21 protein-coding genes are annotated in these 19,344 nt (G+C 67.6%); 6 read left to right on the forward strand and 15 right to left on the reverse strand.

Annotated features, from left to right (window positions below; all coding sequences use genetic code 11):
* Positions 1-489: a DUF6789 family protein gene (locus tag IEY28_RS16515; protein WP_189000359.1), complete on the forward strand. Its 489-nt coding sequence runs from the start codon at positions 1-3 to the stop codon at positions 487-489.
* A 235-nt stretch (positions 490-724) separates the two neighbouring features.
* Here IEY28_RS16515 and citZ read toward each other — a convergent pair whose 3' ends face one another.
* Positions 725-1,870 carry a citrate synthase gene (gene citZ / locus IEY28_RS16520; protein WP_189000362.1) on the reverse strand — a complete coding sequence of 382 codons (1,146 nt, stop codon included), beginning with the start codon at positions 1,868-1,870 and terminating at the stop codon, positions 725-727.
* A gap of 234 nt (positions 1,871-2,104) precedes the next feature.
* On the opposite strand from citZ, the gene IEY28_RS16525 reads away from it, so the two are divergent.
* Entirely contained in the window at positions 2,105-3,325 is a 1,221-nt protein-coding gene (locus IEY28_RS16525; RefSeq protein WP_189000365.1) for a potassium channel family protein, read from the forward strand.
* On the opposite strand, the gene IEY28_RS16530 is transcribed toward IEY28_RS16525, so the two are convergent.
* The gene (locus IEY28_RS16530) at positions 3,322-3,573 is read right to left on the reverse strand and encodes a DUF7536 family protein (protein ID WP_229783171.1); all 252 of its coding nucleotides are present in this window, start codon (positions 3,571-3,573) and stop codon (positions 3,322-3,324) included. The two genes, IEY28_RS16525 and IEY28_RS16530, sit on opposite strands and share 4 nt — an antisense overlap.
* Before the next feature lie 150 nt (positions 3,574-3,723).
* Between IEY28_RS16530 and IEY28_RS16535 the strand changes: the two genes are divergently transcribed.
* Positions 3,724-4,680 carry a succinylglutamate desuccinylase/aspartoacylase family protein gene (locus IEY28_RS16535; protein WP_166967565.1) on the forward strand — a complete coding sequence of 319 codons (957 nt, stop codon included), beginning with the start codon at positions 3,724-3,726 and terminating at the stop codon, positions 4,678-4,680.
* 146 nt (positions 4,681-4,826) lie between these two features.
* On the opposite strand, the gene IEY28_RS16540 is transcribed toward IEY28_RS16535, so the two are convergent.
* From IEY28_RS16540 to IEY28_RS16550, 3 genes are all read right to left on the reverse strand, one after another.
* Positions 4,827-5,030 (reverse strand): DUF7511 domain-containing protein, encoded by a 204-nt coding sequence (locus IEY28_RS16540; protein ID WP_166967563.1) that lies wholly within the window; start codon positions 5,028-5,030, stop codon positions 4,827-4,829.
* A gap of 58 nt (positions 5,031-5,088) precedes the next feature.
* The gene (locus IEY28_RS16545; RefSeq protein ID WP_166967561.1) at positions 5,089-5,301 is read right to left on the reverse strand and encodes a DUF7511 domain-containing protein; all 213 of its coding nucleotides are present in this window, start codon (positions 5,299-5,301) and stop codon (positions 5,089-5,091) included.
* 136 nt (positions 5,302-5,437) lie between these two features.
* The gene (locus tag IEY28_RS16550; RefSeq protein ID WP_189000368.1) at positions 5,438-6,703 is read right to left on the reverse strand and encodes a tRNA(Ile)(2)-agmatinylcytidine synthase; all 1,266 of its coding nucleotides are present in this window, start codon (positions 6,701-6,703) and stop codon (positions 5,438-5,440) included.
* Between the two features lie 126 nt (positions 6,704-6,829).
* Here IEY28_RS16550 and IEY28_RS16555 point away from each other — a divergent pair, with 126 nt between their 5' ends.
* Positions 6,830-7,798, forward strand: a complete 969-nt coding sequence (locus IEY28_RS16555; protein WP_189000371.1) for a transcriptional regulator — start codon at positions 6,830-6,832, stop codon at positions 7,796-7,798.
* Between the two features lie 112 nt (positions 7,799-7,910).
* Here the strand turns inward: IEY28_RS16555 and IEY28_RS16560 are convergent, their stop codons facing one another.
* From IEY28_RS16560 to pyrE, 3 genes are all read right to left on the reverse strand, one after another.
* Complete coding sequence (locus IEY28_RS16560) at positions 7,911-8,168, reverse strand: glutathione S-transferase N-terminal domain-containing protein (RefSeq protein WP_189000374.1); 258 nt, start codon at positions 8,166-8,168, stop codon at positions 7,911-7,913.
* Positions 8,169-8,235: 67 nt separating this feature from the next.
* On the reverse strand, positions 8,236-9,672 hold the full coding sequence (locus IEY28_RS16565; RefSeq protein WP_189000377.1) for an NCS2 family permease: 1,437 nt from the start codon (positions 9,670-9,672) through the stop codon (positions 8,236-8,238).
* Positions 9,673-9,781: 109 nt separating this feature from the next.
* Positions 9,782-10,321 carry an orotate phosphoribosyltransferase gene (gene pyrE / locus IEY28_RS16570; protein WP_189000380.1) on the reverse strand — a complete coding sequence of 180 codons (540 nt, stop codon included), beginning with the start codon at positions 10,319-10,321 and terminating at the stop codon, positions 9,782-9,784.
* A 228-nt stretch (positions 10,322-10,549) separates the two neighbouring features.
* Between pyrE and glmM the strand changes: the two genes are divergently transcribed.
* A complete protein-coding gene (gene glmM, locus IEY28_RS16575; protein WP_189000383.1) occupies positions 10,550-11,923 on the forward strand; it encodes a phosphoglucosamine mutase in 1,374 nt (457 codons plus the stop codon).
* A gap of 6 nt (positions 11,924-11,929) precedes the next feature.
* On the opposite strand, the gene IEY28_RS16580 is transcribed toward glmM, so the two are convergent.
* From IEY28_RS16580 to IEY28_RS16610, 7 genes are all read right to left on the reverse strand, one after another.
* Positions 11,930-13,042, reverse strand: coding sequence for a DUF7118 family protein (locus IEY28_RS16580; RefSeq protein WP_189000386.1), 1,113 nt, complete (start codon positions 13,040-13,042; stop codon positions 11,930-11,932).
* Positions 13,042-13,404, reverse strand: a complete 363-nt coding sequence (gene hisI / locus IEY28_RS16585) for a phosphoribosyl-AMP cyclohydrolase (RefSeq protein ID WP_166967544.1) — start codon at positions 13,402-13,404, stop codon at positions 13,042-13,044. The genes IEY28_RS16580 and hisI overlap by 1 nt, the downstream gene beginning before the upstream one ends.
* Positions 13,405-13,508: 104 nt before the next feature.
* Entirely contained in the window at positions 13,509-14,537 is a 1,029-nt protein-coding gene (locus IEY28_RS16590) for an A24 family peptidase (RefSeq protein ID WP_189000388.1), read from the reverse strand.
* Between the two features lie 107 nt (positions 14,538-14,644).
* On the reverse strand, positions 14,645-15,034 hold the full coding sequence (fer1, locus tag IEY28_RS16595; protein ID WP_166967542.1) for a ferredoxin Fer1: 390 nt from the start codon (positions 15,032-15,034) through the stop codon (positions 14,645-14,647).
* 83 nt (positions 15,035-15,117) lie between these two features.
* Positions 15,118-16,314, reverse strand: a complete 1,197-nt coding sequence (locus IEY28_RS16600; RefSeq protein WP_189000392.1) for an inorganic phosphate transporter — start codon at positions 16,312-16,314, stop codon at positions 15,118-15,120.
* A 91-nt stretch (positions 16,315-16,405) separates the two neighbouring features.
* Positions 16,406-17,572, reverse strand: a complete 1,167-nt coding sequence (locus tag IEY28_RS16605) for an inorganic phosphate transporter (RefSeq protein WP_189000395.1) — start codon at positions 17,570-17,572, stop codon at positions 16,406-16,408.
* A gap of 72 nt (positions 17,573-17,644) precedes the next feature.
* A complete protein-coding gene (locus IEY28_RS16610; RefSeq protein WP_189000398.1) occupies positions 17,645-18,307 on the reverse strand; it encodes a hypothetical protein in 663 nt (220 codons plus the stop codon).
* A gap of 116 nt (positions 18,308-18,423) precedes the next feature.
* On the opposite strand from IEY28_RS16610, the gene hisA reads away from it, so the two are divergent.
* Positions 18,424-19,161, forward strand: coding sequence for a 1-(5-phosphoribosyl)-5-[(5-phosphoribosylamino)methylideneamino]imidazole-4-carboxamide isomerase (hisA, locus tag IEY28_RS16615; RefSeq protein ID WP_189000401.1), 738 nt, complete (start codon positions 18,424-18,426; stop codon positions 19,159-19,161).
* Positions 19,162-19,344 lie beyond the last annotated feature (183 nt).

Below are 19,344 nucleotides of genomic sequence, written 5' to 3' on the forward strand. Positions count from 1 at the left end.
ATGGACCCCGTCAGGAGCAGTCTCGTCGCCGGCGTCGCGGCCACCGCCGTCCTGACCGCGTTCTTGCTTCTCGCCGGCGTCGTCTTCGACGGGACGACCCTATTGGTACTCGCCACGTTCACGAGTCTGTGCGCCGTCGGCGGCCCCCCGTACTGCGAACTCGGGTCGCCGACGGCGACGGCCCTGACAGCCGTCTGGTTCCTCGCGCTGTTCGCCCTCGCGTGGCCCCTGCTGTTCGCCGGGTTCACGTGGGGCCTGCCCGGCGAATCCGGTCCAACCCACGGTGTCGTCTTCGGCCTCGTCCTGTCGACCGGATACCTCGCCGCCGCCCTCGTCGGACTCGGGCCGGCCAGTCAGGTCGCTCGGCCGGACGTCGGCCTCCTCCTCGTCACGGTACTCGCGTACGTCCTCTACGGAGTCGTCCTCGGCGGCGCGTACGATTATCTGGCCGAACACCGGACGCTCCTCGTCGTCGAGGCGGGTCCATAACGTCGCGACTGGCCGGCCGGGAAAACGGGATCGTGAACTGTCGCCGTTACCGCTCGTCCAGCGGCACGAACGTCGTCTCGTCGGGATCCGGACCGGTGTACCGGGCACGCGGCCGAATCAGGCGGTTGTCCTCCACCTTTTTCGTCGTCGGGTGTACTCGCGTCGCTCGGACACCGCTCCTCGAAAAACGTGGGCGAAAAAGGCGCGAATCGCAGAGCGATTCGCGTGGGCTGTGCTACCGCTCGTCCAGCGGCACGAACGTCGTCTCGTCGGGATCCGGACCGGTGTACCGGGCACGCGGCCGAATCAGGCGGTTGTCCTCGGTGTACTCGATGACGTGGGCGACCCAGCCACCGACGCGAGACATCGCGAAGATGGGAGTGTAGATGTCGATGGGGATACCCATCTGGTAGTACGTCGACGCGGAGTAGAAGTCGACGTTGGGGGCGAGGCCCTTCTCCTCGGCCATGTACTCCTCGATAGTGGTGGACATCTCGTACCACTTCAGGGAGCCTGCGGCCTCACCGAGTTCCTTCGAGCGCTCGCCGAGAATCTTCGCACGGGGGTCCTTGACGTTGTAGACGCGGTGGCCGAACCCGGAGACGCGGCGGCCCTCTGCCAGTGCGTCTTTCACCCAGTCCAGCGGGTCCTGGTCGGCGTCGTCGACCTCCTTGAGCATCTCCATGACGTCCTGATTGGCGCCGCCGTGGAGCGGGCCGGCGAGCGTCCCGATAGCCGAGGTCACCGAACTGTAGACGTCAGACAGCGTCGAGGCGGTGACCATCGCAGCGAACGTCGAGGCGTTCAGGCCGTGGTCGGCGTGCAACACCAGCGCCTGATCGAAGACGTCGGCCAGCACGTCGTCCGGTTCCTCGCCGTTGAGCATGTACAGGAAGTTCTCGGCGTGGTCTAAGTCTTCACGCGGTTCGACGGGGTCCTCGCCGTCGCGGATACGCGTGAACGCGGCGACGATAGTCGGAATCTTCGCGGTGATGCGCCGACCCATCGCGAGGTTGACCGTCTCGTCTGTCGGGTCGGCCTCGGCCGGAGCGGGGTCGTACGCCGAGAGCATCGACACCGCGGTCCGGAGCGCGGCCATCGGTTCCTCGTCGGCCTCTGCGAGTTCGCGGACGGTCGCCATGACGCCGTCGTCGACCTCCCGTTCGGCTGCCATCTCGGATTCGAACTCCGCAAGTTCCCCGGCGTTGGGGAGGTGGCCGTGCCAGAGCAGATACAGTACCTCCTCGTAGCTGGCACCGTTCGCCAGGTCCTCTATCGTGTACCCCCGGTAGACGAGCTTACCCACGTCACCGTCGATGACACTGAGGTCAGACTCGGCGACGAGGACTCCCTCCAGCCCTTTCTTGAGGTCGTCGGACATACGACAATGGTTCCCGACCTGCCGGGAAAAGCATTTTCTTTCCGGGCGTCTGTGTCACACGGTCGGCGGGAGTGAAACTGGACATTCCACCACTGCTGTAGGTATTTGCGTGAATAGATGGTAGATATCCGCCACCTAACACTCGTTCTGTGGTACCGCGTGCCGACTTGTCGCTCGTGACCGGCTGTCACGGGACGGCGAACGCTTTTGAGACGTGCTGTCAAAGCAGCGTACATGGAGCTGACGGGAACCGTCGAGTACGAACCGGTGAGCGTGAAGGCGGTGCTGGCAGAGATGAAAGACACCGCGGAGCTGCTCATCGACCTCTCGTACTCGGCGGTGCTGTTGCGAAGCGACGACGTGGCCGCCGAGGTGTTGGAGTTAGAGGCGAAGATGGACGTCCTGCAGATGCGAGCGCGGATGAGCCTGCTAATGGCCTGCCGGTCGACCGACGACGCCGAGACGCTGGCCCCGGTACTCGGGATGGTCGGCGCCGCCGAGAAGATCAGCGACGCCGCCGGCGACATCGCGAAGATCGTCCTCGAAGACATCGGCCTGCCGGATACGCTGCGGGCGGCTCTGCCGGAGGCCGTCGAGACGCTCGTCAGGGCGACTCTCGCCGCCGACTCGCCGCTGGCCGGCCAGACGCTCGGCGAGTTGAACCTAGAGACCGAGACGGGCGTCCGTGCGCTGGCGATTCGCCGACAGGGCAACTGGCTTCTCAACCCCGACCGGGAGACGCGACTCGAAGCCGACGACGTGGTCCTCTTCCGGGGCCCCGAGGCCGGCGTCAGCGAGGTGTACGCCGACGCCACCGGAGCGGCCTACGAACCGCCGGCACCGCCCGAGGGCGAGGACAAGGACCTCGAACGCGCCATCGACTCGATAATCCTGATGAAGGACATGGGCGAACTCGCGGTCGATCTGGCCTACGGCGCGGTGCTGTTCGACAGCAAAGCCGTCGCCGAGGAGGTCGTCGAACTCGAAGCGGAGGTCGACGCCCTCCAGTCCCGGTTCGAGGCGTGGACCTTGCGGGCGGCCGCGGACGTGGCGGACCCCGTCTCTCTGCGGGGGCTGGTTCATCTGGCCCGGTCGACGGAGGTCATCTCCGACGCCGCCCTCGAGATCAGCGAGGGCGTCCTGCGCGGCCTCTCGACGCACCCGGTCGTCGCCGAGGCCGTACAGGAGTCCGACGAGATAATCGTCCGCACCACCGTCGACGCGGCGAGCGACCTCGCGGGCCAGACCATCGGCGAAGCGGCGATCAAAACCGCGACCGGGATGCGCATCATCGCCGTCCGGCGGGCCGCAAGCGAGAGCGAACGGACCGGCCGCGAAGGCGCCGATTGGGTCGTCTCGCCCGGCCCCGAGACGCCGCTGCAGGCGGGCGACGTGCTCATCGCGAAGGGGACTCGAACCGGTGCCGAGCGGTTCACCGAACTCGCCGAGGGCTAACTCCGGGCGAGTCGGACCGCCGAGACGATGGTGAAGACGGTCGTCAGTAAGCCGCCGAGCGAGACGACCAGTACGAACGCCAGCGCGACGTACAGTACCGAGGGACGCGCGGTACCGGGCAGGACGAACACGGCGACGATGGCGGCGGTCACGAGCACCGCCAGACCGAAGCCGAGTTTGGCGTTCCGCGGGACGTTCAGCGCCGCTATCATCGCGGCGGGGCCGCTCTGTTGCTCGGACTCTGACACGGACGCACGTACGGTCTGCCCGCAAAAATCCCCGTCGGTCCGCGCTCGCCGCCCGCGAAACACCCGCCGGACGCCGGGGACCGTCCGCCGTCGGGCCTCCAGCACGGGAAATCCGAACCAGTAAAGGCGGACAAGCCGAACGTGCCGGTAATGGTAACTCTCGGCACAGCGAGTGCCGCTCCCGGTGAGATGGATACGGGGCGGTTGGAGGTCGGCGAAACCCGCGACGGTAGCCCGGTTGGACTCCCGGTAGCCGTCGTCAACGGCGCCGCCGACGGGAAGACGCTCTACATGCAGGCGGCGAGCGACGGCGACGAACTGAACGGCGTCGGGGTCATCCAGCGGGTCCTCCCGCAACTGGACCCGGCCGAACTCTCGGGGACGATTCTGGTGTGTGGCATCGTCAACTACCACGCCTTCCAGGTCGCCGAACACCGCAACCCCGTCGACGACACGAAGATGAATCGGGCCTATCCCGGCGACGCGAACGGGACCTCTAGCGAGCGTATCGCCGCCGCAACGTACGACGCGGCGGTCGGCGCCGACCTCGTCCTGGACCTCCATCAGGGCTCGACCTCGCGGATGATAGACGAAGTCCGGGTGCGCTGTGGCACCCGCCACCGTCTCCACAGCGAGTGTCTCGAACTCGCGAAGGTCTTTGGCTGTGGCTACATCCTCGACCAGAAGGGGCCCGACGGCCAACTGGCCCGAGCGGCCCCCGACGAGGGCGTTCCGACCGTCGACCCCGAACTCGGCGGCTGTGTCGGCTGGGACGAGACGTCCATCGAGAAGGGCGTCGACGGCGTGTTCAACGTCCTCACCTACTACGGCTTCCTCGATGGCCGGTACAGCCCCCGCGCCCAGACCCGCGCCACCGGGTTCGAGCAGTACGGCTCGCCCGCCGGTGGCCTCGTCGACTTCCACGTCGACCTCGGCGACCGCGTCTCCCGCGGCGAGACGCTGTTCGAAATCACCGACGTGTTCGGCCAGTCCAAAGCCGAGATTACCGCCGACTCGAACGGCGTCTTCTGGCGCTCGCGCCGCCTCCCGCAGGTCGCCACCGGCGAGTACGTCTGCTCGGTCGGGACGAATCTGGACACCTACTAGACACCCGTTGTTTCCTGCAGGGGGTGTCCTCGGACCGATGGCCCTTCGGGTACCCCCGTCAGTCACTGACGCTCGGACGTTTCGTCGGAACCCACATGTGTCCGAGGGCGTGACGTAGTCGCCGTCGCGCTCACTGGCCGGAACGCCTAGCGCCACACGCGCAGAGAAACCGGGATGTCGGCGTCGACCGAGATCCACTGCGTCTCGACGTCGGACGGGTCCACGTCGGCGGCATAGCAGATGTACCGCTCGGTCCCGTCGGAGCGACTCCGCACGACGGCGGGGAGGACCCCCTCGTCTGGAGCGGGCGAGGGGGTCCCGCCAGTCGGGGACCAGTGGTCCGTTCCCATGCCGAGAGGCGTCGCTGAGGGACGGTATTGTTACAAGTCGGTTATACGATGGAAGGGACTACCGAACGCTGTCGAGTTCGACGAGGGCGTCGGCGGGAGCCGCCAGCCAGCGGGTCGCCACCTCGTGGCCGGGCCTGTCTTTCGGGTAGAGAAGCACGCGCTGTCCGCCGTCGGCCGCAGGTTCCAGTTCGGCCACCAGTGTCGTCTCGGCGAAATCGTCCTGTGGTAGCGGTAGTCCGTCCTTCTCGGCCAGCCGCCGCTCGATACTCATACCCGTCACTAACGGGGGTGTAATCCTTGTTATAACACGCATAACCCGAGTTTCGACCGTCCCGACCGGCGATATGCCGAGCCAACCGCCGCCCAAACGGTCGCGCACGCCCTCGCGCTGGGTCGCCCGCCGACGCTCACCGCTCCGGGTGTGTCGGCCCGTCGAACCCGCCGCGAACCAGCGGCTTCGCGATGTGGCGACGCGCCACCGGCGGCACCTCGTACCACCCCGGTTCGAGGACTCGGTCGACCGGCCGTTCGACCTTGCCGTCCGCGCTGGTGTCACAGTCCCGACAGCGGTACCCCTGATTCCGACCGGCCGAGGACATCGACCCCCCGCAGTCGGGACACGTCGGCGTCACGCGTTCGGTGGTCACCAACTCGCGGGCGGCGAACTTCTCCAGTTTCAGCGTCCCGTCGGACACCTCGCCACAGGCCGTCACGCGGTCGCCCTCCCGGAGGGCGCGCACGCGGTCACGGAAACGCTTCGTCGGTTCGAAGGCCGCACACTGGAGGCGTGCGTCGCCGTCGGCGAGCGTCAGGAAGACGTGGCCACCCCGTCGCGTCTCGGGCGGGGCGACCACCGTCCCGGTGACGCGGAAGGCGCTGTCTTCCCTGACCTCGCCGAGGGGAGCGTCCTGTAGGTGGACGTCGGTGCCCTGATTCGTGAGGAACGTCGCGTTGTCGGCGACGGGTTCGCTCTCGATGGCGTCGGCGACGGCCCGGCAGGCGTCGGCGTCGTCACCGCGGATGCCATAGAGGATGGGACACGGCGTTCGGGGGACACACACCGGATAGCCAGACTCGTGGTCGACGGTGTCCCACACCGCCGGGTAGTGCGCGTCGGCGGCGGCCCGCACGCTCTCTGCGTCTACGTCCCGCTCGGTACCCCAGCGCGACTGCTCGCGGTAGGCGATGTGTTCGTACGTCCAATCGGAGAGGGCGGCCCACGCCCCGACGGCCGCCAGCGCACCGACGAGGCCCCGGCCGTTACCGCGTTCGACGCGGGCAAACCCCGCGAAGTCGGCGAGGGTCGTCGCCGTCACGTGGTCCTGTATCTCGCGGATGGCGTCGAGTGTGAACTCGGCCACCTGCGGCGGGACGGCGTCGGGGGCGCAGTCGGCGACGATTGCACCCGGGTTCGTCTTCGGGTCGTCGGTCCGTGCGAGGGAGAGCGTCTCACGGACGAGCGCGGTCGCTCGGTCGGCGTCGAGGTCCGTGTGGACCGCCAGTGCGGCGTTGCCGCGGGTCTTGTGCTCGACGGCGGGGTTCAAGCGGACCAACAGCACACGGTCGACGGTGCCACCAGCGTCGCGTACGGCGTCGGCTAACTGGGCCGCTGCGTAGGTCGTACACATCCCCGTCTCGCGCGAGTCCGTATCGTCTATCCCGACGACAGTCACGACCGGACGTATCCGACTGTCAGGCAAGTCTGTTTCGCAGTGTCGTGTCGGCCGAGAGACACCGCGCTGGCGGCACAACGCATATATCCGGTGACTGGCTTACCATCAATAGAGGTACCGAGTACTATGTCACGGTCGGCACTGGTCGGCAACGTCACCGCCATGCTCGAGGACGCCGGATTCCTCGTGAGCGACCGGTGTGCGATTCGACCCAAGAGTTTCGACGTCGCGGCCCGCCGCGGCGAGGACGTGTTGCTCGTGAAGATACTCGGCAACATCGACGCCTTCGACGCCCGCACCGGCGGCGAGATGCGCCGTCTGGGCACCTACCTGAACGCGACGCCCATCGTCGTCGGCCTCCGAACCCGGGACGAGGAACTGAAACCGGGCGTCGTCTACTTCCGCCACGGCGTCCCCGTCCTCTCGCCCGATACGGCGCTCGACCTGTTCGTCGAGGAGGTCCCGCCACTCATCTACGCCGCGCCGGGCGGCCTGTACGTCAACATCGACTCCGAAGTACTGGCGGACGCCCGCGAGGAGAGAGAGTGGTCGCTGGGCCGTCTGGCGAAGGAACTGGGCGTCTCCCGCCGCACCGTCTCGAAGTACGAGGACGGCATGGACGCCTCCGTCGACGTCGCCGCGGAACTGGAGGACCTCTTCGACGCGCCGCTGACCTCGCCGGTCAGCGTCCTCGAGGGGACCGAGGACATCCGCGACGACGAACCCACGCCCGAGGACCCGGACGTGGCCCCCGAGGACGAACCCATCGCCACCGTCTTTACCCGCATCGGCTTCGAGGTCCACCCCACGGACCGCGCGCCGTTCAAGACGGTCAACGAGAACGCTCGCCGGCGCGAGCAGGTGCTGACTGGCCACTCGACCTTCACCGAGGCCGCCGAGAAACGGGCGCGCATCATGTCTTCCGTCGGCGAGGTCACTCGCACGCGCTCCGTGTACGTCGTCGACGAACTCACCCGCGAGTCCGTCGAGGGGACGGCGCTCATCGAGGAAGAAGAGATGGAGGAGATAGAGGACGCCGACGACCTGCGGGACCTCATCATGGAACGCGGCGAGGACCCCGAAGAAGTGGCCTGACCCGCCGCCTGCGTTTTTCCGATAACACGCAGATAGCCGGTGGTACGACGCCCGGTCGCCGATGGCGGTCGCTCACCGACCGGCTACAATGAAATGAAAAGTTCGTCCGGACTTACGCCGCGCCGCCGCCGTACGTCTCTTCTAAGTACTCCACGATGTCGTCGGACTCGGGCATCCCCTCGATGCCGTTGTCGTTGTCGACGAGGACCGGGACGCCTGTCTGGCCGGAGACGTCCTTCACTTCCGTGCGTTCGCTGTGCGAGCGCGGAACCATGTGAGACTCGTAGTCGAGTCCGAGTTCGTCGAGTTTCGTAACGACCTTCGCACAGTAGGGACAGCCTTCCAGTTCGTAGAGTTCGAGGTTTGCCATCTCGGAGGTGCATAGACGGTCGACCGGAAAAAGGGCGTCGGTGGTGTGTGTCGGTCGAACAGCGCCGTCAGAGCGCGCTGGAGAGGACGCCACCGGTTCGGACGACGAAGTAGAGGACGAACGCGGCGGCCAGTATCCACTGGCCGACGAGGACGTCGTCGAACTCACCCTGTGCGGTCTTGACGATAGGGTAAGAGATGATTCCGGCGGCGATACCGTACGCGATGGAGTAGGTAAATGGCATCACCATGATGGTCAGGCCGGCCGGCACGGCGTGGGCGAAGTCGTCCCACTGGATGTCGACGACGTTGCGCAGCATGAGGACGGCGACGACGACGAGCGCGATGTGAGAGGCGTACAGCGGAATCGCGCTCGCCAGCGGCACGACGGCGAGCGACGCGAGGAACAGGACAGCGACGACGAGGGCCGTCAGCCCGGTCCGGCCGCCCTCCTCGACGCCGGTCGCGGACTCGATGAACGTCGTCACCGTCGAGGTGCCGAGCATCCCGCCGACGGTGGTGCCGACGGCGTCGGCCATCAGCGGCTTGTCGATGTCGGGGAAGTCGCCGTTCTCGTCGAGGAAGCCGCCGGCCTGCCCGACGCCGACGAGCGTCCCCGCGGTGTCGAAAAAGTCCACGAAGAAGAACGTGAACACGATGAGCGCGAAGGAGAACGCCTCGACGTTGCCGAACCCGGTGAGGAACGCGCCGGCCAGCGGCGTGATGTCGTACTGTGCGGAGGCGAGGCGGGAGGCGTCGAAGCCGCCGTTCCGGACGGCGTCGGTCGCCAGCACGCCGGGTTCGACGAGGCCGAGGAACGTCGCGAGTGCGCCGACGAGCGTCGTCAGGAGGATGCCGACGATGATAGAGCCGCGCAGGCCCGCCGCGTACAGGACGAACGTGAGAAAGAGGCCGACCACCGAGAGGATGGCCACGGGGTCGCTGGCGATTTGCCCGGTACCGACGAGCGTCGCCGGGTCGTCGACGACGATGCCCATCGCCTGCAGGCCGATGATGGCGAGAAAGAGGCCGATACCCGCGCCGACGGCGAACTTCACGGGTTCGGGGAACAGTTTGATGATGTACTCACGGGCACCGACGGCCGTGAGGACGATGAAGATGATGCCCTCGACGACGATGGCCGCGAGTGCCGTCTGCCACGGCACGCCGAGGACGCCGACGACGGTGATGGCGAAGAAGGCGTTGAGGCCGAGGCCGGGCGCGAGGCCGAACGGCCGGTTGGCGTAGAACGCCATCACGAACATCGCCACCGCCGACGAGAGGATGGTCACGACGGCGAGCATCTGGAATATCTCGCCGGGGCCGTAGCCGGAGATAGCGATGCCACCCGGCGTGTTGTCGTCGGGGAACGCCGTGAGAATCGCCGGGTTCAGGACGACGATGTAGCTCATCGTCAGGAACGTCGTTATCCCGGCCAGAATCTCGGTTCGTACGTCGGTGCCGTGGTCTTCGAGACCAAACAACTCTTCGAGTGTTCCCGCCATTTATCCCACTCTCTGTACAGACCGGCTTAAGCGTGGCGAGAGTGGCTAATAATGGTCGGCTGGACGACGAGTCGACGGACGCCGGGCGTGTCCTGTCGTTTGCTCGCGGTTAGACGTCGACGTCCTCGGGCGCGTCGGCCAGCAGGTCCGACGCCGTGACCAGCGCCTCCAGTTCGAGGCCGTGGTCGGCGAGGTTCTCGCGGGCTCCCTCCTCGCGGTCGACGACGACGAGGACGCGATTGACCACCGCACCCGCGTCTCGCAACGCCTTCGCGGCGTCGATGGCGCTCTGGCCCGTCGTCGCGATGTCCTCGACGACGACGACCTCCTCCCCGTCTTCGAGGTTCCCCTCGACGAGGTTGCCGGTGCCGTACTCCTTCTGTTGTTTGCGGGCGATGACGTACGGCAGTCCCGTCTCGACGCTGGTGACCGCCACCAGCGGCACGCCGCCGAGCGCGACGCCGGCGAGTTTCGTGTCCGCGACGCGCTCTGCGAACGCCTCGGCGATGAGTTCCAGACACCGAGGGTTCGTCTCGAAGACGTACTTGTCGACGTAGTAGTTCGAGGTCCCGCCGTGGGAGAGTTCGAACTCCCCGTACTTGACCGCGTCAGCGTCACGGAGCGCCGCGATGAGTTCGTCGTTGGCCATACTCTCTGGTTCGGGGCCGGTGGCTAATGGCTGTTGGAATCGCTCTCGCCACGGCTGTGGTCTCGGCGCGAACGAAGACGAGGGTCAGAACAGTCAGAAAGCCCCGTGGAACACCCGACGGGTGACTTTCTGGCTGTCGGAAGCGGGCCGATCGCCGACGACGAACGAACCATCGCCACGAGCTAGCGGCGACATTCATAAGCCGGTCGGCGACGCAGTCCTGCGTGAATGCACGTGTTCGGGTCGAGCGGTGTCAGGGGCGTCGCGGGCGAAGAGTTGACGCCGCGGTACGTCCTGCGGGTCGCACAGGCGGCCGGGAGCGTCTGGACCGAGGAGTACGACCGCATCGCCGTCGCGCGGGACACGCGGACGACCGGTCGGACGTACGTCAACGCCGCCACCGGCGGCCTCACCGGCATCGGGTTCGACGTCGACCGACTCGGCATCGTCCCGACGCCGGGGTTACAGGCCTACTGCGAACGCGAGGCGATTCCCGGCGTGATGATTACGGCCAGTCACAACCCGCCGGCGTACAACGGCGTGAAACTCGTCGGTTCCGACGGCGTCGAGTTGACCCGAGAGACGCTGGACCGCGTCGAATCGGCGCTGTCCGGCAACATCGAACAGGCCACGTGGGACCGCGTGGGCGAGGACCGCCCCATCGAGAACGCGCGGCGGTCCTACCGCGAGGCGGTTGTGTCGGCGGTCGACCGCGAGCGCATCGCCGACGCCGACCTCACCGTCGTCGTCGACCCCGGCCACGGCGCGGGGTCGCTGATCAGTCCCGACCTGTTCCGGGAACTGGGCTGTACGGTCCACACCGTCAACGCCCAACCGGACGGCCACTTCCCCGGACGGAACCCCGAACCGGTCGCAGCGAACCTCGGGGACCTGCGGGCCTACGTCGAGGCGACGGAGGCGGACCTCGGCATCGCCCACGACGGGGACGCCGACCGGGCGATGTTCGTCGCCGGGACCGGCGAACACATCGAGGGTGACGCCGCGCTGGCGGCGCTGGCGGCCGCGGAACTCGACCCCGGCGACGGCGTCGTCTCGGCGGTCAACGCCTCCCAGCGGCTCGTCGACGTGGTGAACGCCGCCGACGCCACCCTCTCGTTGACACCGATCGGGTCGACGCACATCGTCAGCCGCATCCGCGAACTGGAATCGACGGGTACGCGCGTCAGCATCGCCGGCGAGGGCAACGGCGGCATCCTCTTCCCGGAGTACCGCATCGCCCGCGACGGGGCCTACACCGCGGCGCGCTTTTGTGAACTCGTCGCGGAGACGCCCGCCAACGAACTGATCGCCCCCTACGACGAGTACTACAACGTCCGCCGGAACCTCACCGTCGACGACGAGGACCAGCGCGAGGCGATGCTCGACGGCATCGAGGCCCGCGCCGACGACTCGGGCGCCGACCTCGATACTACCGACGGCTGGCGACTCGACTACGGCGACGGCTGGGTGTTGGCTCGCCCGTCGGGGACGGAACCGGTCGTCCGCGTCTACGCCGAGGCCCGCTCGCCCGAACGGGCCGAGGAACTCGCCGCGCAGATGGTCGACGCCGCCACGAACCAGACGGCGACGAACGACGCCTGAGCCACGTTACAGCGGGCCGTACTCGTCTAGCGCCGACTCGATAGCGTCCCGCTCCGCTCGGAGCGAGTCGAGTTCCCGGTCGACGGCGCCGTCTTCGAGTCGCTCGCGCTCGTCTGTGGACAGTTCCTCGCGAGCGAGCGCGCTCTCTCGCAGGGTCTCGTAGTCCTCGCGGTCGGCGAGCGCTCGCACGTCACGCAGGCACGCGATCACCGAGTCGTCGGCGAAGCCAGCGAGTACGGAGCGGTACTCGCGGACGAGCCACGGCAAGTGGTCGCCGGGCGGCGGCGGCCACCCGACCGTCAGCGGTTCGGCGTCGAGATTCCGGAGGTAGGTCCGGCGCGTGGCGACGGTCCGCCGGAGGGCCGCCGTATCGTCGACGTAGTGGTCCAGTTTCGACGCCGAGTAGTCGGCGTACTCCAGCAGTTTCGGAATCGGTTCGGTGCCCGCCTCGTGGTCGCGGACGTAAGCCAGCAACTCCTCGGGCGGGGACTGAAAGTCGACCAGCGGGAACGCCTCCGCTCGCTCGACCGCGGACAGCACCTCGCGAGCGGGTGCTTCGTCCCGGAACTCGCTGAAGGCCTCGCGGGCCGACGCGTCGTAGGCGTCGATCGGCGCTCGGAGGTCGTCGACCGGGGCGTCTAAATCCGCGTCGCCGAGACGCTGGAGGCGGTCCAGCTCGTCGATTCGCGCGTCGATCTCATCCAGTCGCTTCCGGGCGGCCCGCCGGGCGTCGGCGTAGTCCTCGCGGGCCTGTGCCCACTCGTCGAGACGGCCGACGAGGTCGGCGACCGGGTCGAGTCGCGACCGCGCGGACTCGAAGTCGCTCTCGGTGAGCCGGCGCTTCTGGAGGGACTCGTCGATGGCCTCGAACGTCTCGCGCTCGGGCAGGTCCTCGTCCAGTCCGTCGGTCAGCGTCGCGACGGCGCCCTGAAACTCCGTGAACGCCTTGAAGTCGCCGCTGCCCGTCGCCGTGTCCTCGTAGCGGTCAAGTAAGTCCCGTAGCTCCCGGTAGGCGCGCTGACAGGCCCGCAAGCGCTCCTCGCCGACCGCCTCGACGCGCTCTCTGGCCCGGTCGCGTTCCTCGGCAGCCGTCCGGAGGGCCGCGGCAGCATCGGTCATCAGTACACGTCGTCGGGGTCGAACACCTGTTCACCGACTTCCTCGCCGTCGACGGTGCGGTAGAAACAGGACTCGTAGCCGGTGTGACAGGCTCCGCCCGATTGCTCGACCAGATAGAGGAGCGCGTCGCCGTCGCAGTCGACCCGGACCTCCTCGATTGCCTGCGTGTGGCCGCTGGTGGCGCCCTTCTTCCAAAGTTCGTCGCGGCTCCGGGAGTAGTAGTGGGCGTAGCCCGTCTCGCGGGTCCGTTCGAGCGCTTCCTCGGTGACGTAGGCGAGCATCAGCACCTCGCCGGAGTCGGCGTCCTGTGCGACCGCCGGGATGTACTCCTGCTCGTCGAACGCGAGGGCGACGTCGGTCATACCCGAGAGGTCGCCTGTCCCGAAGATAGGTCTTTTGTCGTGGCCAGCGCGTTCGGTCCGGAGACGCCGCCGTCGTGATGGTCCGGGTCGCGTCCCGAGCGGACTCACGCCACGCCGACGAGTCCGAGCAGGGCGTACAGCACGTCGCCGTACACCAGCGAGACGACCAGACCGGCGAACATCGGGACGAGGAACGGGATGCCCGGCGATATCCACACGTCGTCCTCGCTGACGAGCACCTCCAGCCCCTCGCGTAACTGCTCGGGCGAGGTGCCGTAGGCCGATCCTTCGATGTCGTCTAGGAAGCGCTCGGCCCCCCACGGGTCGGCGGTAGCGGCGGTCCCGAACTCGGTGGCGGTGTCGGGCGAGACGCCGCCGTCGGAACGGGATTCCGACGAGGGTCGCCTCGCGTCGCTCGGCTCCCCGCCGTCGGTGACGATAGCCCCGTCGCCGGGGTCGTTGGGAACCCGCGGGAGCGAGTCGGGGTCCCGGTGCCGGTCCGGGTCGGCCTGCACTTCGGCGAGTGTTGCCCCGCGCCACTGGAGGTACATCCGGAGGGCGTCGATATCGAGACCGCTCCGGGTGAACCCGTCGGTGGTCTCAAGCAGGCGGCCGTACTCCTCGGGGACGGCGTCGACGGCGACGGGTTTGCCGATGAACATCGCCAGCGAGAAGCGGCCGCGGGCGAGGTTGCTCACGGCGATGCCGAGCGGATAGACCACCCCCGCGAGGACGGTGTTCGAGAGGATGGTCAGCGAGAACACGCCCAGTGCCGACGGCTCCAGCGGGAGCGCCGCCGTCGGGAGGTAGTAGACGGGGTAGACGGGAAAGAGGACGGCGACGAGCATGAACGCCTTCGCGTCGGCGCCGCCGAACCCGCCGACGAGCCAGAACCCGTAGGCCAGCGGTGCGACGAAGCCCAGACTGATCGCCACCCGGAGCAGGAACGCCCGGCCGGCCGTCGGCCCGGTGAGGACCGTATAGCTGTCCCACAGGAGCAAGACGACCGCGAGCGCCGCCAGCGGCACCCACGCCCGGTTCGGGACCCGGCGGGTCTTCACGTCGCGGTACGCCGCCCACCCGAACACGGGGACCGCGAGCAGTCGCAACAGGTCCGGTATCGACCCCAGCACGCCTTGTGGTCTCACGGCGACGGCCCTAATGGTTCCGGGTCGGGGAAACGCGCCACGGTACAGCAGCGGCTCCCCGGGAAGAAAGCGGAAAGAACCGCAGAACAGCGTTATATGACGCGGTTCTGCAGGTAGTCGAGGTGCTTGGCGTTGTAGACGATCTTGACCTCGTCGGCGTCGGGGCTGCCGATGCAGGTCAGGCGAACGTTCTTGTCTTCGACTTCCTCGTCGCTGAGGATCTGCTGCATGTCCATGTCGATGTCGCCTTCGATGACGATGGCAGCGCAGTTCGCACAGGCGCCAGCGCGACACGAGAAGGGCCAGTCGTAGCCCTGAGCCTCGGCGGCTTCGAGGATGTATTCGCCTTCGTTGACTTCGAGGGAACCGTAGTCCTCGTCGTCGAGGTCCATGTCGGCAGCCTCGCCGAAGACGTCGTCGTCGTACATGTCCCAGCCGTTGTCGTCCACTACTTCGTAATTAAGGTACTCTACCGTGGGCATCACCTGCGTGGTTCGGAGGCCGACTTGTTAGACTTTGCCCTTCAGGACGATCGCATGAACGATTGTGAGGGACGGCGAGGGGGTCAGGCGACAGGTGAGAACCGAAACACGAGGTACGCCGCGACGGTGGCAATCGACGGGACGACGTTCTGGAGGAAGATGACCCGTGCGGTCGTCCCGGGTTCGAACAGGTCCGACGCCGTCGGGACGTCCTCTCGGGATTCCTCGCCGATGGGTGCGGGGTCGTCGGCCGGCGGGTCCTCCGTCTGGTCGCCGACGGTCGGTGCGGCGTCCGAAGTCAACGACCCGACGGAGGCCGCCGGCACCTCGCCTTTCATCGTCTCCGAGAGCGTCGTCGTCCGGGTCGCACGGCCCCACCCGAGGCCGACGATGCTCATGGTCGCGATGATGACGAAACTCGCGGGGATGCCAAGCGCCGAGAGGAACGTGACGATGGTCGAGGCGACGGTGGCGACGACGATGGCCGCGACGAGGGGCAGTTCGGTGAGGTCGTTGCCGACGGTGTCCATCGTCCGGCGGGCGATGGTGAACGCGCCGAGGCCGATGGCGCCGCCGCCAAGCAGGATGGCCGGGTAGAGGTCGAGCGACCCGTTGCCGACGAGCGGTGCGACGGCGTTGGCGACGTTCGACGCCCCCGCAGAGAACCCCATGTAACAGCCGATGCCGATGACGACGACGGTCCCGACGAACTCCCGTGGCGTCGTGTTCTCACCGAGTTCCGGGCGCGGGAGACTCCCCGAGCGGTCTACCGTGAGCAATGACCCCTCGCTCTGGGAGACGGCGAACCACTCGACGAGCGTCGGGTAGAAGTACCGGCCGATGACGCCGCTGACCCAGAAGGCGATAATCGGCGAGACGAGCCACCACGAGACGATTTCGAGCATCAGCCCCTCGTTGAGCGTCTGCTCTGCCAGTCCGAGGCCGGCGATGGCGCCGACCGCCGTCATCGACGTCGAGGCGGGCACGCCCGCGACGTTCGAGAGGAACAGCGCCGTCCCGATGAAAAAGAGGACGACGATGCTGACGAGCGGCGAGAACTGCGACGTCACGAGGTCACTCCCGAGACTCTTGACCACCGCGGGGCCGACGAGCAGGCCCCCCGCGAGCGCGAAGACGGTCATCAACGCCGCCGCAGAGAGCTTGGTGATAGTGTTCGACCCGACAGCCGGGCCGAAGGCGACGCCCGTCGAGGAACCCCCGATGTTGAAACCGACGAAAACGGCGACCACGAGTCCGAGCGCGAAGAGAACCTCGACCATACGGGATGCAAGCCCGGCGGCCGGTAAAGCCTACCGTCTCGCTACCGCGTCCCGTTCGCGTGCGATACTCTTCCCGTCGGTCAGGCTCTCGCTACAACACGTACTGGAAGACGAGGTAGGACGCCAGCGCGGAGATAGACGGCGTCAGTATCCACAGCATCACGACCCGACCGGTGGCCGAGGGGTCGAACAGGTCGGCGGCGGTCGTCACCGACTCGGGGTCCTCTTCGCCGATTTTGGCGACCGGTCTCGCTTCACCGGACCCCGATGACGTGGGGTTCTCTTCGGTGTCGACGTTGAGCGCACTGACCGAGACACCTTTCCCGCCGCTCCCGCCGGCAGCGGCACCAGTGACTGCGGCCCCCGCCGCCTCGGCCAGCCGCGTCGTCCGCGTCGCCCGACCCCACCCGAGGCCGACGACGCACATCGTCGCCGAGACGGCGAGGCTCGCCGGGATACCGGCCAGCGACAGCAGGCTGATGATGGTCGCACTCACCGTCTCGACGATGAGCGCCGCGAGAATCGGCAGTTCGGTGAGGTCGTTGCCGACGGTGTCAAGCGTCCGGCGGGCGATGGTGAACGCGCCGACACCGATGGCCGCGCCAGCGAGTGCGACGCCCGGATACAGTGCGAGTTCTCCGCTCCCGACCAGCGGTGCGACGGCGTTGGCGACGTTCGACGCCCCCGCGGAGAAGGCCATGTAACAGCCGATAGCGACCACGAGGAACTGTCCCACGCGCTCCCGCCGGGACGTCCCCGGCGTGTCGCTCTCGAAGACGATGCGGGCCGCCAGATGCGGGTAGAGGTAGCGACCGACGACCGCCGACAGCCAGAAGGCGACGATCGGGGCGACCAGCCACCACGAGACGATGCGGCCCATGACGTTCCAGTCGATGGTTCCACTGGCCACGCCGAGACCGGCGATGGCGCCGACCGCCGTCATCGACGTCGAGGCGGGCACACCAAACAGGTTGGAGACGAGCAAGGCGAGGCCGACGAAAAACAGGACCGTGACGCTCGCAAGCAGCGTGAACTCGCTGCTCGGGACGATGCGGCCCCCCATCGTCTCGATGACCTCCGTACCGACGGTGGCGCCGCCGAGCAGTGCGAAAACCGTCATCAGGCCGGCCGCCATGGTCTTCGATATCGTGTCGCTCCCGACAGCGGGGCCGAAGGCGACCCCCGTCGAGGAACCTCCGATGTTGAAGCCGACGAAGACGGCAACAGCTAATCCGAGAACAAAGAGAGCCTCGACCATACAAGACGCCAGACCGGGCGGCGGTTAAAGACTACCGACCACAGTCGCGACCGCACGGCCGGTCCGTGCAGATCACTCCGTGTCGTCCTCGCTGTCGGCGTTCGCCAACCGTTCGCGCTTCTCCGCCGCCGTCTCCTCGACGTCGCTCGCGGTCTCTTTGGCGGCCTCGACCTCTTCGGTGACCGATTCGGCGGTCTCCTTGGCGTCGCTGGTCTTGTCTTTTGCTTCCGTCGTCTTGTCTTTGGCCTCGGTCGCCTTCTCCGCGGCGTCCTCGTCGCCGGTCGCTGTCGCGGTCTGTTCGACCTCGTCAGCAGTCTGTTCGACGTCCTCGGCCGCCTCGTCGACGGTCGTTGCGGCGTCCTCGACCGAACCAGCAGTCGTCTCCAGTTCCTCTGCGGTCTGTTCTAGTTGCTCTGCGGCCTGTTCGAGTTCGGCCGCTTTGGTGGCGACGTCCTCGTTGGTCCGTTCGAGGACGTTCGCCATGACGAGAAACTGGAGGAGGCCGACGACGACGAACGCCGAGATAGCGATGCTCGCGGCGGTCGCGAGCATCAACGTCGTACCGTCCGAAAGCGGCACGAGACCGAACGCGGCCAGCCCCCACGCGAGCGACAGACCGACAGCGACGACCAGTACCGCCTGTGCGAACACCCGATACTGATCCTCGTACTGCCCGAACATGATGGCTTCGAGACGACGCGCTATCGGAGAGAGGACCGGAATCGAAGTGGCCATAGTTATCTATTCACATGGCATCGTATAAAAGTAATCCGGCGACAGACCAGCACCGCCGCCGACCCGCCACGGGGCGGACCGACACGCTTTCGCCCGCCGACGCCCGAGCCTCGGCCATGTTTCCCGAGTTCGAGGTCGTTCCGGCCGTCGACATGCAGGACGGGCAGGTCGTACAACTGGTGGGCGGCGAGCGTGGCACCGAGAAGACGTACGGCGACCCCGTCGAGGCGGCCGAGCGCTGGGTCGAGGCCGGCGCCCGAACGCTCCACCTCGTGGACCTAGACGGCGCGTTCGAGGGCGAACGCGAGAACGCCGACGCCATCGACGCGGTCCTCTCGGCCGTCGGCGACGACGTCGACGTGCAACTGGGTGGGGGCATCCGCACGGCCGAAGACGCCGTCTCGTTGCTGGACCGCGGCGTCGATCGGGTCATCCTCGGCACCGCCGCCGTCGAGAACCCGGACATCGTCGCCGAAATCAGCGAGTCCCATCCCGAAAGCGTCCTCGTCAGCCTCGACGCGAAAGACGGCGAAGTCGTCGTCTCGGGGTGGACGGAGGGGACCGGACTGGACCCCGCCGAGGCCGCACAGCGGTACGAAGAACTGGGTGCCGGCGGCGTCCTCTTCACCGACGTCGACGTCGAGGGCCAACTGGAGGGCGTACGCACGGACCCCGTCCGCCGCATCGTCGAGGCCGTCGAGATGCCCGTCGTCGCGAGCGGCGGCGTCGCCACCGTCGAGGACGTAGTGGCCCTCGAAGCGGCCGGGGCGGCCGCCGTCGTCGTCGGCAGCGCGCTCTACGAGGGCGCGTTCACCCTCGAAGCGGCGATGGACGCCGTCGCCGAGCGAGCCTAACGCCGCGCTTTTCCGAGGGCCGCTCCCGTCGGTCCCATCCGCACAGCCCACACCACCCCCGCCTGCTCGCGGTTCCTACCAGTCACCGCTGCGCTTCTCCGAGGGCCGCGACCGTCGGTCCCATCCGCACAGCCCACACCACCCCGCCTGCTCGCGGTTCCTGCCAGTCACCGCTGCGCTTCT

Source organism: Haloarcula pellucida, assembly GCF_014647235.1.
GTDB lineage: Archaea > Halobacteriota > Halobacteria > Halobacteriales > Haloarculaceae > Haloarcula > Haloarcula pellucida.

Excerpts from the sequence above, each read along its gene's own strand:
- IEY28_RS16515 (WP_189000359.1), top strand. The coding sequence starts at position 1 with ATGGACCCCGTCAGGAGCAGTCTCGTCGCCGGCGTCGCGGCCACCGCC.
- citZ (WP_189000362.1), bottom strand. The coding sequence starts at position 1,870 with ATGTCCGACGACCTCAAGAAAGGGCTGGAGGGAGTCCTCGTCGCCGAG.
- IEY28_RS16525 (WP_189000365.1), top strand. The coding sequence starts at position 2,105 with ATGGAGCTGACGGGAACCGTCGAGTACGAACCGGTGAGCGTGAAGGCG.
- IEY28_RS16535 (WP_166967565.1), top strand. The coding sequence starts at position 3,724 with ATGGTAACTCTCGGCACAGCGAGTGCCGCTCCCGGTGAGATGGATACG.
- IEY28_RS16540 (WP_166967563.1), bottom strand. The coding sequence starts at position 5,030 with ATGGGAACGGACCACTGGTCCCCGACTGGCGGGACCCCCTCGCCCGCT.
- IEY28_RS16545 (WP_166967561.1), bottom strand. The coding sequence starts at position 5,301 with ATGAGTATCGAGCGGCGGCTGGCCGAGAAGGACGGACTACCGCTACCA.
- IEY28_RS16555 (WP_189000371.1), top strand. The coding sequence starts at position 6,830 with ATGTCACGGTCGGCACTGGTCGGCAACGTCACCGCCATGCTCGAGGAC.
- IEY28_RS16560 (WP_189000374.1), bottom strand. The coding sequence starts at position 8,168 with ATGGCAAACCTCGAACTCTACGAACTGGAAGGCTGTCCCTACTGTGCG.
- IEY28_RS16565 (WP_189000377.1), bottom strand. The coding sequence starts at position 9,672 with ATGGCGGGAACACTCGAAGAGTTGTTTGGTCTCGAAGACCACGGCACC.
- pyrE (WP_189000380.1), bottom strand. The coding sequence starts at position 10,321 with ATGGCCAACGACGAACTCATCGCGGCGCTCCGTGACGCTGACGCGGTC.
- glmM (WP_189000383.1), top strand. The coding sequence starts at position 10,550 with ATGCACGTGTTCGGGTCGAGCGGTGTCAGGGGCGTCGCGGGCGAAGAG.
- IEY28_RS16580 (WP_189000386.1), bottom strand. The coding sequence starts at position 13,042 with ATGACCGATGCTGCCGCGGCCCTCCGGACGGCTGCCGAGGAACGCGAC.
- hisI (WP_166967544.1), bottom strand. The coding sequence starts at position 13,404 with ATGACCGACGTCGCCCTCGCGTTCGACGAGCAGGAGTACATCCCGGCG.
- fer1 (WP_166967542.1), bottom strand. The coding sequence starts at position 15,034 with ATGCCCACGGTAGAGTACCTTAATTACGAAGTAGTGGACGACAACGGC.
- IEY28_RS16600 (WP_189000392.1), bottom strand. The coding sequence starts at position 16,314 with ATGGTCGAGGTTCTCTTCGCGCTCGGACTCGTGGTCGCCGTTTTCGTC.
- IEY28_RS16605 (WP_189000395.1), bottom strand. The coding sequence starts at position 17,572 with ATGGTCGAGGCTCTCTTTGTTCTCGGATTAGCTGTTGCCGTCTTCGTC.
- IEY28_RS16610 (WP_189000398.1), bottom strand. The coding sequence starts at position 18,307 with ATGGCCACTTCGATTCCGGTCCTCTCTCCGATAGCGCGTCGTCTCGAA.
- hisA (WP_189000401.1), top strand. The coding sequence starts at position 18,424 with ATGTTTCCCGAGTTCGAGGTCGTTCCGGCCGTCGACATGCAGGACGGG.